The sequence below is a fragment of the Hymenobacter metallicola genome (assembly GCF_004745645.1).
GTDB lineage: Bacteria > Bacteroidota > Bacteroidia > Cytophagales > Hymenobacteraceae > Hymenobacter > Hymenobacter metallicola.
In genome coordinates this window covers 953,605-968,269 of the sequence record NZ_SRMB01000002.1, presented here as the reverse complement: position 1 = coordinate 968,269, position 14,665 = coordinate 953,605, and the positions used below count along the sequence as shown (strand labels likewise).

Here is a 14,665-nt window from a genome sequence, read left to right as displayed (position 1 = left end):
TCGAGAAAGCCCGGGGGACAAACAAAGGCGTAACACTAAACCCGACAGAATTGAGCCTGCAGAACTTACTGCCAAGAATAAAAAAGCCTCTTCCTGTTGAGGAAGAGGCTTTTTTGCCTGGGTACCGGAAGAAATACGCTAGTTTCTTTCCAGGCGCTTCGACAGGCTCAGGTTTGCGCCCTCTACCCGAATTATGTACACACCCTGGGGCAGATGCTGCACCTGCAGGGGGTGCAACGCGCCACCCGAGTAGCGGCTCGTGCTCAGCGTGCGGCCGGCTGCATCGATAACCGAAACCTGATAGGTGCCACTAGGCAAAGCAGTCAGGTCGAGGTTCGTGGTAGTGGTTGCGGGGTTAGGGTAGAGGCCGATGGTGGCTACGACAGCTACCTTTTCGGTGAACGTCACCACGCGCACAGGGCTGTGGTCGCTGGTGCCGTCGGTATCTACCTGCCGCAGACGGTAGTAAACCGTGCCCTGGAACTTGCTGCCTACGCCCGTGTCGCTGAAAGTATAGCTCTGGCCCTGGGTGGTCGTGCCGTGGCCTTTTACCTGGCCGATTGCCTCAAACTTGCTACCGTCGAAAGAACGCTCTACCACGAAATGATCATTGTTCTTTTCCGAAGCCGTAGTCCAGGAGAGCACAGCAGTGGTCTGCACGGCCTTGGCCGTAAACTGGGTGAGTTCCACGGGCAGTACTCCACTGGTAACGGCGGCATTGCCCGAGAATTCCGACGTGTTGCCAACGGTTAGGCTGTTCACGGTGGCCAGCATCGTGGCCGTGGCCGTGAGGCGGGCACCGGCGCCGGTCAGGGCCGTGCGCTGCGCCGCCGACAGGCTGGAGAAGGGAATTACGAAGGCAAAGCGGTTAGCCAACGTTTCGCTACCCTGGTTCAGGCCGTTGATAGTGCCTGAGTAGTCGCCTTTCTTGGTGTCGACATCTTCCGTGGCGCCTTCGGTGCGGGCTCCCAGGTAAGTACGGCCTTCGCCGAAAGCAGCCGTGGTTACGTCGGCCACGAAGAACTCAACCAACGAACCAGCCGGGGCATAGCCCGTGATGCGAAGGTTGGTGCCGTCCTGGGCTACCTGCGTGATGATGGGGAAATTCAACACCCCGTTGGCGCCCGTGTCAGCGTCGGTATTGTCGTTGATGTTGGTGCCTTCGCCCGTAGCCGTTGCGCCGTTCGACAGGTCGATGCCCAGGTCACCGTTGCCAAACAGAGAGTTCTGTGTGAAGCGGTTGCCCGAGGTGCCGTTCAGGGCTACGATGCCGTCGCCGCCCACGCTGTTGCTGATGGTGTTGCTCTGAATCAGGTTGTTGTTGCCCGCCTGAATGCTCAGGCCCGCATTGCTGCTGGTGCCGCCGCCGCCGTTCGCGTCGATGGTGTTCGACGAAATGGTGTTGGTGTTGCTGGCCGTACCCGTCAGCTCAATACCGTAGCCGGCGTTGTTGTAGACGATGTTACCGTTAATGGTATTGGTCGAAGCGCCGTTCAGGCGGATACCGTCGCCGTCGGTGGCGGTGATGCCCGTAGCCGCAACCGTCGCCAGCGCGTCGCGCAGCACGTTGCCCGACACCGTGACGCCCGTAGCGCCGCTGGTCAGGAATACGCCGGCTGTGGCGTTGCTCTTGGCCGTTACGTCGCGCACAACCGAGCCCGTTACGGCTGCTCCGCTCAGGGTAATGGCGGCGCCGTCAGCAATAGTGCCGGCTGTGGCCGTGCTGCTGCCCTTGGCGTTGTTGAATTCCAGGGAGCTGATGATAGTGCTGCCCCCGGTTACGACTAGGCCTTTCAGGGAGTTGTAGTTGATAATAACCTCGGCGCCCGTCGTGACGCCAGTGCCGGTCGTTACGGCCGCTACGTTGTTGCCGGTTGCCAGCGACTGGCGGAATCCGTCCAGCGTTGTGTTGGCAGCAGTAATCTCGGGCAGGGCACCGGTGAGTGAAATAGTAGCCGTGGTGCCCACGAAGCCGCCGTTTACGCCGGTGCGGAAGCCGTTGCCCGCCGTAGTGCCCGTGCTGATCATGAAGATGCTGGTTTCGCGGCCAATGGTGAGGGGGGAGCCCGAGAAGGCACTCTGCTGACCCAGGGTAGCACCGGTGTTGCCCACAAAGTTGCTGTTGGGCAGCGTGTTGCTGTTCAAGATGAACTGAGCCAACGAACCCTGGCCCGACGAGTTGGTGTTGCTGATAACGTCGAAGTTGAAGCCAAAGTCCACATTGGTGACCGGCGCCAGGGTTTCGGCCAAAATGCTGACCGCCGTAATCGACTGCGCCGTCTGGGTTGTCGTGGTCAAGTCGGCCAGTAGCTGGTTGCCCGTGTTCTGGGGCGCGTCAATTTTGCTGGGCACTTCGCCGCCTACCTTGTTTTGGTCACCATTGGCGAAGGTCTGCACCGGCAGTACACCCGAAGCGGTGGCACTGCGTACGGAAGTAACGGAGGAGTTCACCACCCGCACGGCGTAGTCGCCGGCCAGCACGTTGGTGAAGGTGTAAGTGCCTTCCGTGCTGCTGGTAGTAGTGGTCGCAATCAGCAGATCGGTGGCCTTGTCGTAGAGCTCCACCACGGCGTTGCCGCGCAGGATGCTGTTGTCGGCAAAGCCCGAGGTCATGGCTGACGTGTTGGCCGTGGCGTAGGAGCGGCCCGAGCCGCCGCCGTAGTTCACGTCGTCGAATACCCGCCCCGTAATGGTGGTAGCGTTTTCAACCAGGATGGTGTAGGTGGCCGGCGCCAGGCTCATCTCGCCGCTGTTGTCGATGGCGCTGAACTGGAAGCTGGCCGTGCCTACGTAGCCGGCTACGGGGTCAAACTTGAGCTGCGCGGCTTCGGCTGCTGTAATGATCTGGCCAATCTTCACTACTACGCCATTCAGCGTGAGTGAACCTTGCGTAACGGGGTCCAGAACGCTCTGGAACACGTAGGAGCTAACTACGCCTGGGGCCGTATCCGTACCCGACAGCGAGGGAATAGTGGTAGCGCCGAGGCTGTTGGCAATGCGGAACGACACGTCGTTGGCAACGGGCAGCGTGTTGGCTGCGCAGTTAGTGCCGTCCTTGGCCTGAGTAGCCACGGTAGCATTGTTGATAACCACGTCGTCGATGATGGCCACGCCGTTGGTTGCGCCGTTCACCGTGGCGTCGAAGGACACCTCCACGCGGTACACTCCCGACTGGGCCACGTTGGCCGTGATGGTGGTAGCCGTCGTGTTGGTGAAGGCCGCGAAGGCCGTAAGCACCGTGCGGTTGCCGGCGGCGTCGAGCAGAGCTACGCGGTAGCGGGGCGTGTTGGTTGTGGCCGTTACCCGGGTCAGGAACGAGACGGTGGCCGAGCCCGTCAGGCGCAGCAGGGGCGTAGCGTACGACACGGCCGTAGTGCTAAGCACGGCATTTGAAACCAGGGAGGTGTTGTCGGCCAGAGCGTTGGTCGTGCCCGTGAGCGACATACCGGTGTAAATTTCGCAGTAGTCGGTCGTGGTGCGGCCTTCGAAATCCTGGGCGTAAGCCGCCGTACCGGGGTTTACTACTTGGCTGGCTTCGTTGTTAAACGGGTTCGAGTCGGTCGTGGTAGCCGTGATGGTCGAGACATTGGTAAACGTCCCGTTGCGGGTAATGGTGGCCGTGATGGTCAGCGTGGCCGAGGCACCGCTGGCAAAGGTGTTCAGACCCGAAACCACGTTCCATACGCCGGTGGCAGGGTCGTAAGTGCCTTGCGAAGGTGCTGCACTCACAAAGCTCAGGCCCGCGGGCAAGGCGTCTTTCACTTGCACACCCGAAGCCGCCGAGCCCGTGTTGCCGGCCGTCACGGTGAAGGTTACCTGGTCGCCAATCTGGTAGGGGCCGAGCTTAACTTGCTGGTTTACAAACAGGTCGGTGGCGCCAATGGCGGTGTTGACCGGAATGGTGTAGGTCGCCGTGTTGGAGGTAAGGCCCAGGTCGTCGGTAGCGGTGTAGTTGAAGGTAGCGTTGCCGATGTAAGTACCCACGGGGTCAAACTGCAGGGTAGCCATTTCGGCCGGCGTCAGCGTCCGGTTGGCTAGGGTCGAAGTGTTGCCCGTTGCCAGCGTGACGGGAGCCCCATTGCGGGTGTAGCTCAGCGTGCCCTGGGTTGTTGTGTTGGGCAGGTTGGTCAGCAGGTAGCTTGCAATGGTGTTGTCGCCGTCGGGGTCGGTGCCCACCAACGACGGAATAGGAGTAGCCGCGTTGGCGTTGCTCATCGTCGGGGCCGTCACGTTCTGCACCACCGGTGGCTGGTTCACGACTGTCGTTACCTGGGAGTTGCTCAACGAGCCGTTGTTGTTGGCCGGAGCCTCGTCGGCGGAAGTGGCGCTGTTGCGGGCAATACCCGTTACGGTGCTTGTGCCGATGGTGTAGCCCACGTTGTAGGCCACGCTGGCGCCGCTGGCCAGGTTGGTCGTGGTGGGCAAGGTCAGCAGGCCCGTCGTGGAGTTGTAGCTGGTGCCGGCAGCTACCCCGTTGATGGTGACGTTAGTCAGGCCGGCGTTCAGCTGCACCGTCGGGATAACGCCCGTGGCCGTGTAAGGGCCGGTGTTGGTGCTCGTGGCCACGTAGGTCACGTTGGTGTTGGGGTTCACGCGGGCCGGGCCGGTTAGGGTCGTTACCACGTCGGGCGTATACCAGGAAAAGGCCTCAATGGTCATCAGCTGCTGGGCCGGATTCACGTTGGTCGTCGTGTTGGCATACGCCAGGGTCACGCTCACGATGGGCTCGGGGAAAGTTACCACCGTATTGTCGTCGGCCGTCGAGGAGCCGGCGTTGCCGGTCAGCACGTTGTTGCCGGTGTAGGTTACGGCCGTACCCAGGTCAATATTAGCAGCGGCCAGCACCACCGTCGTGCCGTCGGCGCGCTTGCCGGTGATGGTTACCTGGTCGGTCCAGGCGTTGGCCGACAAGTCAATGTCGCCCAGGCTCAAGCTGAAGCCACTAACGGGCTTACTGAAGTCAAAGGTCACGCTGGCCGTGTGCGAAGCCACCGGCGTGCCGTTGATGTAGTCGGCCGTCCAGGTCAGGGCCCGGCCGGGCATGGTGGGGTTGTCTTCGATGTGCAGGTTGGTTTCCGGGCCGCTGCCCGTGTAGTTGCTTACCGAAACCGTGGTACCATTTACCGTAATCGACTGGGCCGTGCTGGTCCAGTCTTCCAAGATCGGGCGCGAATAAAACAGCAGGCTCGAGCCGAAAGGGCTGCCCACGTTGGAAACCGGAATGGCGTAATTGGCGGCCGTAGCATCGGAAGCCGCGTTGTTGTCGATGGCCTGGTACTGAATGATGGCCGTGCCGAAGTAGGTGGCTACGGGGTCAAACGTGAGCTGGGCCGCCTGCGCCGCCGTAATGGTCGTGTTGGCCGCAATTTGAGCGCCGGCCGTCCCGATACGCAGAACGCCTACCGTGGCCGGGTCGGGCACGGTGGTGATGAGAAAGTTGTCGACGCTGCCGTCCGTATCGACGCCGAACAGGCCGGGCGCCAGGGGGCTGGGACCGAAGCCTTTGGCCATAATCTGGTTGGTCACTTCGCGCGTCAGGGGCAGTTGATTTACCTTGGCCGCCGTCGAAACGGGAATGTTGTAGGTACCAATGGCCGAGGTCAGGTTGTCTTCATCCGTGGCCCGGTACTGAAACGAGTACGTAGCCGCCGCGGCCGTAGCCGCTGGAGCGTAGGCAATGCTGGGGTACTGAAACGGGTTGAACGTCTGCGCGGTAGACGTAATGGCGATGCTCTCGTCGCTGGCCACGTTGTAGGCGTACAGCTGCCCGCTGGTAGGCAGGGTCGTAACGCGGTAATACGACAGGCTGGTGTTCCCGTCGGCGTCGTTGAAGAGCGTGGCCGTCACGGAGGTGACGAGCACCGTCAGGCCGTTGTTGCGCGGAACGGTAGCCCCGGTAATGGTTGGTGTGATAATGGTTGGCGCAACAGCCGCTTTTACCGCCGCACTGCCGAAACCAGCCCAGATCAGCAGCAAGACCACTAATCGTAAAGTTGTTTTCATGATATGTTATGGGTGAAAAGAAACGAAGTGGGTAACTATCCTCGCAGGGCAGCAGGCAAAAAGGGATGCGCTACGAGTAAAACTATTCCAAGGGTATTGGATTGTTCCAAGTCTACGCAGCGGGTACTAAAGCGGATTTAGCTCCGGATAAACACGCACGTATTTTTCTCACACAAACGTATCAGGCTGCTCATGCTGGCGCGCACATTTTGGCTGAAGGACCAATACCTGTGGCTGAAGGGCGCTGGCTTCTGTGCGAATAAAAAGAGCGAATTCCTGGCAGCGACCTCAGAATAGTCACGCAGAATCCTTTTTAGGACAGGACAGGGCATAAAAAAACGGTTTCATCAGGGCGATGAAACCGTTTCGGAAAACCAAGGAGAGGCTGGCGCGCTTAGTAGACGCGCAGTCGGCCGCTGTGGCTGATAAGCTGTTGCACTTCGTTGTTGAAGCCAACTTCCTGCACCAGGTCCTCCAGGTTCAGATGGAGGCGGTACTTCCAGAAGTGGGTCGGGTTGCTGGGCACGTTAATTTGCTCATCGAGCGGATTTTGGCGGCGCAGGTCCGCATCGGTGGCCAGCAGGTCCTGGAGCGGAAACACGGCCCACATGGCCGGCGACTGCAGGTGCTGCACCGTAATTTCGCGGGCTACCCAAGGCTCGCAGTAATACGGAGCGGCCTCGCCCCAGTGGCCCAGTGTGTTTTCGAAGAAGCGCTGGGTCCGGATGGGGTCTTCTTCCCACCAACCCCGCACCGTGCTCATGTCGTGAGAGCCGGGGCTAACCACCGAGAGGTAGGGCGCCCGGCCGGGGTGGCCAAACTCCACCTGCGGGTCGGAGGGCATGCGCTGGATGTTGAGGCCCAGAATACCCAGGGCCTTCATCACGCCCGGCACCGACTCGGGTACCATGCCCAGGTCTTCGCCGCAGATCAGCATGTTGGTGGCAAAGCGCACGGCCGGCAGCTTCACCAGGCCCTGCTCGCGCCAGAACTCCTCGTGCCGCCGGTAGAAAAAGTCGTTGTAGAGGTCGTGCAGGCGGTGGCGCGAGGTTTCGTCCAGCTCCCGGAAGGCGTAAGTCTTGGGCAGCGTAATGCGCGGATGGTAGAAGTCGGCCTGCTCGGCGGGCACAAACAGCACCTCGTTGACCAGCTTGTAGAGGCCCGTGCGCAGCCACACGTAGTGCTCTGTGTTTAAGGGGTCGGCGGCAATCTTCTGCTCGAACACCGCTTCAATTTCCCGCTGAGTCTGCAGATGCTGTTTGAGGTGGAATACCCCGTAGCTGGCCTCGTCCAAGAACTCGTTTTTGACGGCTTCGGCCTGCTCTTTGAAGATATCAGCCAGGATGTGCCAGCGGATGTAGGGCTCGCACAGGCGGCCGTAATCGAACCAGCCGAGGCGCTGCTCAATTTCGTGGCGGTGCAGGGGCAGGGCGGGGGAGAAGTGGCCCAACAGGCCTTCCACCGAGTGGCCGGGCATTTCCCAAATGCGGAAAAAGCCCAGGATATGGTCGATGCGCAGGGCGTCGAAGTAGCGGGCCAGGTGGCTCATGCGCTGCTTCCACCACAGGTAGCCGTCCTGGGCCATCCGCTCCCAGTTGTAGGTCGGGAAACGCCAGTTCTGGCCCGTGGTCGAGAAGTCGTCTGGCGGGGCGCCGGCCTGCTGGTCCATGTGGTAGAGCTCGGGCTGGGTCCAGGCGTCGGCCGAGTGGCGGTAAATGCCGATGGGCAGGTCGCCTTTCATCACCACCCCGCTCTGGCGGGCATAGGCTACAGCCTCGCGCAGCTGCTTGTCGAGGTGAAACTGGGTGAAGAAGTGCAGGCCAAACTCGTCGAAGTCGGGTTGGGTTTCACTGGTCAGCTCCTCCAGGTTCTGAGGCGTCCGGAACTCGGCGGGCCACTGGGAGAAGTCGGCCGTGCCAAACCGGTCCCGCAGCGCCGAAAAGGCCACGTAGGAAACCAACCAGCCCTTTTGCTCTTCCCGGAAGCTGTGAAACTCGGGGTCGGCCAAAAACCGCACCTTTTCCTGCTGATACAAGGTCTTGATAAACTTCCACTTGGCGTTCATCACCGGCTCGTAGTCCACAAAGTCCAGCTGGTTGAACTCGTCGCGCAGCTTGTCGAGCTCCTGCCGGTCAGCAGCTTCGTCGAACTCGGCAATTTCGTCCAGGTTCAGGTACTGCGGGTGCAGGGCAAACACCGAAATGGCCGCGTACGGGTAAGAGTCGACCCAGGTATGAGTGGCAGTAGTGTCGTTGATGGGCAGGATCTGCACCATCTTCAGCCCGGTGCTGGCGGCCCAGTCGATGAGCAATTTCAGGTCCGGGAACTCGCCCACGCCCAGGCCGCGGCGGCTCCGCAAGGCAAACACGGGCAGGGCCACGCCGGCCCCGCGCCAGGCGCCGGTGGGGTAACGAAAATGCTCGTCGGCCCGCACCCGCAGGGTTTTGCGGTCGGCCGAAGGCGAAATCACCCGGTCGTCGCCGGCTTCCAAGTGCAGGATCTTTTTTTCCCGCGGGTCCCAGATACCATACTTATACAGGCTGATTCGCTCGGGGTGCTCCAGGACTACATCGGCCGTCCAAGTTGGGTACGTAGCATCCGAGAGCAGCACGGCCTTGCGGGCATCCCAGGCGCCCAGGGCCGGGTCGGAGCCAAGCACGCAAAGCTGATGGTCGGAGTCGACGCGGGGCGCTACCAGCTGGAAACGCACTACGGAATCGGCCAGGCGGGCGGCGGGCTTGGTGGCCGGCTTAGCGGCCGGACGGCGCATCAGTGCCTGGGTAAAGGCGGCCGTGTGCAGCTCGTTTTCGGGCTGCGCTGCCGGGCGCCAGTAGTCCTCCAGCACTAGGCGGCTGAATTGGCGGCCGTCGTAGTCTACTTTCCGGTTTTCACCCCACTCCCAGTCTTCGTTGCCGGTGCGCTCATCCAGCAGAATGTACTTGTACTCTACCGTGCCGGCCTGGTCATCGGGCAGGCTTATTTCGTGACTCCAGAGGCCGGAGGACGGGTTGTAGTGCAGATTCAGGGCCTGAGCCAGGTTCCAGGAACCCAAGGAGGGCTCGGAACCGCATACTACCAGCCGCTGACCCCAGGCAGTGTAAAAAGGCAGGGTAAAACGAAGAATCATGGGAGGGTGGAAATCGAATTGGAGGCGAAAGATAATAGAGTGAAAGGGGAAGTTTTACCTGGTCGGAAGGAATTGATTAGTTGCGTAATTAATTGCGGGGCTGACAAGGAGATGTTATTGAGTTAAACAGTGGATTAGCAGAAGGTTATCAGAAGACGAAGGCCATTGGTTCGGTGGGTGGAAAGCAGAAAAAATTATTCATGCGCAAAAGCCTATGTATTTGTTCTTCGCCGGCCATCCGGCTAGCAGGATTAAGCGTGGACTAAGCCAACCCCAACCCCACTTTTTGCGTTGGGACGGGCGGACCTTTATTCTGTTTGCGCCATTAACTCTCTACCTACTTACGCCCGCCGCGCCCTGTATACTCTATTGGGACTCGTGGCTTTTGTGCTGCTGCTGGTACTAGTGGCCGTGGTGGCTTTGCAATTTCCGGCTACCCAGGACTTTGTGGCCCGCAAGGCCGAAGGCTACCTGCGTGATAAGCTGGGCACGGAAGTACGTATCGGTAAGTTTCGTACCGACTTTCGCAATGCCATTTCACTCGACAACGTGTATCTGGAAGACCAGCAGCGCGATACGCTGCTGGCCGTGGGCCACCTCGGGGTGAACCTGGACTTGTGGGCCCTGACCAAGTCGCAGATCAACGTCAAGTCCTTGGAGCTCAACGACGGCACGCTGCACATCAAGCGTACCGAGCCCGACAGCGTATCGAACTACGACTTTATCGTGGCCGCCTTTGCCACTGGCGACACGACAACTACCGCCCCGGCCGACTCGACCGGGGGCTTTACCTACAACATCGGCGACCTGCATTTGTCCAACATCTTCCTGACCTACCAGGACCAGGTCGACGGCAACGACATCCGCACCAAGGTGGGGGATTTGGCCGTGACGATGAACGAAGTGGACGTGGATAAGTCCATCTACCGCATCAACACGGCCGCGCTGAAAAATACCAGCATCGGCATTGTGCAAAGCAAGGTGCCGCCGGACACGCCCTCCGAGCCGCTGACTACGACGTTTGGGCTGAACACTGCGGCCCTGAACAACGTGAGCCTGACCTACCGCAACAACGTGGCCGCCCAGTTTATCAGCACCCGCATCGGCGAGGCTGAGGCCACGGCGGAAAACATCGATTTGATTCGCAGCCGCGTGGATCTGAACACGCTGCGGCTGCGCAATACGTCCTTTGCCTACGCTCAGAATGAGAATGTGCCGGTGGAGCAGCGGGTGGTGAACCCCGCCGAAGCCGTGCGCGACCTGAACGAGTCGGTGGAAAAAGCCACGGGCTCGGCCACCAGCTGGGTCGTGACGCTGAAGAAGTCGGATATCAGCGGGGTGGACGTGGCCTTCGACAACTTCAACCAGCCCAAGCAGCGCACCCGCGTGCCCGGCATGGACTATAACCACCTCAAGTTCACGGACCTGGTGTTGAACACGGAGAATCTGTTTTACTCCGAGAACAGCACCACCGGCCGTATCGTGAACCTGGCGGGCAAGGAGCAGAGCGGCTTCCAGGTAAACAGCGCCACGGCCGACGTGGTGTTCGACTCGGTGCAGACCCGCCTGGACAACCTGGACCTGCAAACGCCCCATACCCGCATCCGCCAGACCCTGGCCATGCGCTACAAGAGCCTCGACGCCCTGGCCGACACCCGGCAGCTGCCCAACCTGGGCATCGAGGGCGACCTGCGCAACGTACGCCTGGGCTTCCGCGACATCCTCTACCTGGCTCCTGACCTGGCCGGCACCGCCCCGTTCAACACGGGTGCCAACCAGTCGGTGCTGGTGAGTGGGCGCGTGAGTGGGCGCGTGGGCGACATGCGGATACAGAACCTGGAGTTTGTGGGCTTCCGCAACACGGTGGTGCGGGCCAGCGGCCGAATCGTGGGCCTGCCCGAAACCGACCGCCGCCTCTACACCGACCTGAACATTGCCCAATTCACGACTTCCGACGCCGATATCAAGAGCCTGCTGCCCAAGGGCACGATTCCGGCCGAGTACCGCCTGCCGGGCCGCATGACGGTGGCCGGCACGTTTAAGGGCCGGCCCACCGCCCAGATTTTCGACGCCAACCTCCGGGCCACGACCTCCTTCGGCAACGCCACGGCCAAGGTGGACATGGGCGAAGGCCCCAAAGGCGCCGAGCCCATCAATGCTACCTTCACCACCCAGGGCCTCGACGTAGGGAAGTTTCTGCGCGACCCCACCATTGGCAAAATTACCGCCAGTGGCCGCCTCAATGCCCGGGGCCTCGACCCGGCCCAGATGCGCGGCAAGCTGGTGGCCAACGTGCAGAGTGCCCAATACAACGGCTACAACTACCGCGGCATTACGGCCAACGTGGACATCGACCGGCAGATTTACAAAGTAGACGCCCGCAGCAGCCAGGACCCCAACCTGAACTTGGACCTCTTGGCTACCGTGAACCTGCGCGACGCCAACAACCCGACCTACACCGTGGACCGGCTCAACCTGCGCGGGGCCAACCTCACGGCCCTGGGCTTCTACACCGGCGGCGACCTGCGCATTCAGGGCGACTTGGCGGCCAATATCAGCGGCTCGGACCTCAACTCGCTCAACGGCACGTTCTCGGGCCGGCGCGTGGTCATCGTGAAAGACAATCAGCCCTTTGCCCTCGACTCGCTCAGCGGCCGGATTTTGCAACGGCCGGGCCGAACCGAAGTTTACTTTGCTTCCAACGTGCTGGATGCTACCCTGCGCGGCAACACCCGCCTGGGCGACTTGGCTTTGGAGCTGCAGCGCCACATCGACCGGTACTTTGATTTGCCCGGGGTGCGCTACGCGGCCTCCAGTGTCTACCGGCAGTTCACATTCGACGCCAACCTGAAGAACCCCAAGATTGCCACCCAGCTGGTGCCCGGCCTCAAGCAGATTTCGCCCTTTAAGCTGACTGGCAGCTACGACAGCCGGGCCGCCAACCTGACGATAAACAGCCGGATTCCGCTGATTGTGTACGATACTTACCGCCTCGACTCGCTGCGGCTCAACGTGGCGTCGGACCCGCAGAAGCTGGACTACGCGCTGCGGCTGCGGCAGGCCAGTCAGGATACGTCGTTGCGGTTGCCTAACCCCAGCCTGACCGGCAGCATCGCCAACAATAAGATTGGGACCAACCTGCGCATCGCCGAGTCGGACAGCGTGGAGCGCCTGAACGTGGCCGGGGTGTTGCAGGTCTTCAACCAGGGTGACGCGTACGCCTTTAGCTTCGGGCCTAACCTGGTGCTCGACAACCAGAAATGGGACGTGGCGCCCGATAATGAGGTGCGCTACACCACGGCTACCGGCGCCATCTTCGCCCGCAACGTGCGCCTTAGCCAGGGCAACCAGGTGCTGGCCCTGCAAACCCTGCCCGGCGCCCAGTATCCGCTGCAGGCTACCATTACCAACTTTGACCTCAACGGCCTGGCCAAGGCCGGCGGCATGCCCGACTCTATGGTAGCCGGTACCATCAACGGGCAGGCCGTGGCCTTCAGCATCGGCCAGCCCCGGCAGGCGTTTACGGCGGATCTGGCCCTGACCAATTTTGCCTACAACAAGGCATTGGTAGGCGACGTGACGCTGAAAGCCACCAACCCCACCGCCAACCGCTACAATGTGGATGCCCGCCTGACCAACGCGGCGGGCACCGACGTGCGGGCCGTGGGCTACTACCTGGCCACCCCGCCCGACCCCATTCAGTTTGCCGTAACGGTGAACCGGCTCGATATTAAAACGGCCGAGGCTTTTTCGGCCGGACAGCTGCGCGAATCCACGGGCGGCATTACCGGCAACCTCGACGTGCGCGGTACCCTTGCCCAGCCCCTGATTCGCGGCGCCATTACGACCACACCCGACGCGGGCTTTACCGTGAGCCAGCTGGGCGCCCCTTACCGGCTGCCGAGCCAGACCGTCAACTTCAGTGAGCAGGGCCTGACCTTCGACAACTTTACGGTGCTCGACTCGGTGGGCAACAAGGCCGTGGCCTCGGGTACGGTGTTTACCCGCAACTACGTGGATGACTACCGTTTCAACCTGAACGTGACGACTGACAAGTTCCTGGCCATTCAAAGCTCCCAGCGCGACAACCCGCTGTTCTACGGCAAGCTGGTGGTGGACTCGGATACGCGCATCAGCGGCAACATAACCCTGCCCGTGGTGCGCACCCGGGCCGTGGTGGCCGAGGGCTCGGACCTGAAAGTGGCCGTACCCAACGACGAAGCGGGGTTGGTGTCGACGGAAGGCATTGTGCAGTTCGTAGACCTGAGCGCGCCCGTGGATACCATGCTGGCCCGGCAGGTCGCCCTCGACTCGGTGAAAACTGCCGCCGGCTACGACATTACGGCCACCGTAACGGTGAACGACAACACACCCTTTACCATCATCATCGACCAAGCCTCGGGCGACAACCTGCAGGTGCGGGCCGCCGGCACCCTGCGTACGGCCATTGACCCCAGCGGCACCATCACCCTCAACGGCCGCCTCGACGTGACCGAGGGCAAATACGCCATGTCACTCTACGATTTGGCTTCCCGCGAATTCGACATTGCCAAGGGCAGCACCATTTCCTGGACCGGGGACCCCTACAACGCCCAGCTCAACGTGTCGGCTATTTACAACGTGAAGGCCCCGCCGGCCGAGCTGCTGGCCGCCCAGGGCCTGGCCGACGAAACGCTCAACGCCGTGGGCCGCAACCAGCTGCCCTTCCAAGTGTTTCTCAACGTGACCGGGGAGCTGCTCAAGCCCGTCATCGGCTTCGACATCAAGTTGCCGGAAGGTGCCCGCAGTGAATTGCGCGGCCCCATCGAGGCCCGCCTGGCCCAGTTGCGCCAGCCCAGCGAGACGACCGAACTCAACAAGCAGGTATTCTCGTTGCTGGTCTTGAACCGCTTTATGTCCCAGGACCCCTTCCGCTCCAGCAGCGGCAGCTTGGTCGCCAATCAGCTGCGGGGCTCGGCCAGCCAGGTGCTTACCCAGCAGCTCAACAACCTGACCGGCAGCTACCTGTCGAACCTGGGCGTGGAGCTGGGCGTGAATTCCTACGCCGACTATTCTTCGGGCGCCGAGAAAACCCGTACCGACCTGAACGTGGCCGTACGCCGGCAGCTGCTCAATAACCGCCTCACCGTGCGCCTCGGAACGGATGTGCCGCTGGGCGGGGGCAACCAAGCTTCCGGCGGGCAAAGCCAGGCCGGGGTGAGCAGCTTTGCCGGCGACGTGAGCGTGGAATACAACGTGCTGGCCAACGGCCGGATCCGTCTGCGGGCCTTCCGCAACAACGCCTACGGCGACATCGACGGGCAGTTTGTGCGCACCGGGGCCTCGCTCATCTTCCAGCGCGACTACCGCGACCTGGCCGACCTCTTCAAGGGCATCGACGACGTGGTGAAGGAGGATGTGAAGCAGGAGCGTCGGCAGCAGCGCCGGGAGCGGAAAGCCGCCCCCGACTCGACTCAGACGCCCGCCGCCCTCACCCGCCGCGACTCGGTGCGGGCCACGCCGCCTACCACGTCCAGCCGCTAGCCTAGCCGTTTT

General features: G+C 61.6%; 3 protein-coding genes. 1 reads left to right on the top strand and 2 read right to left on the bottom strand.

Annotated features, from left to right (window positions below):
* Window positions 1-138: 138 nt before the first annotated feature.
* Window positions 139-6,003: a T9SS type A sorting domain-containing protein gene (locus E5K02_RS14805; protein WP_135395799.1), complete on the bottom strand. Its 5,865-nt coding sequence runs from the start codon at window positions 6,001-6,003 to the stop codon at window positions 139-141.
* Between the two features lie 394 nt (window positions 6,004-6,397).
* Entirely contained in the window at window positions 6,398-9,130 is a 2,733-nt protein-coding gene (locus tag E5K02_RS14800) for a 4-alpha-glucanotransferase (protein ID WP_135395797.1), read from the bottom strand.
* Between the two features lie 378 nt (window positions 9,131-9,508).
* On the opposite strand from E5K02_RS14800, the gene E5K02_RS14795 reads away from it, so the two are divergent.
* Window positions 9,509-14,653, top strand: coding sequence for a translocation/assembly module TamB domain-containing protein (locus E5K02_RS14795; protein WP_135395795.1), 5,145 nt, complete (start codon window positions 9,509-9,511; stop codon window positions 14,651-14,653).
* Window positions 14,654-14,665: the final 12 nt, after the last annotated feature.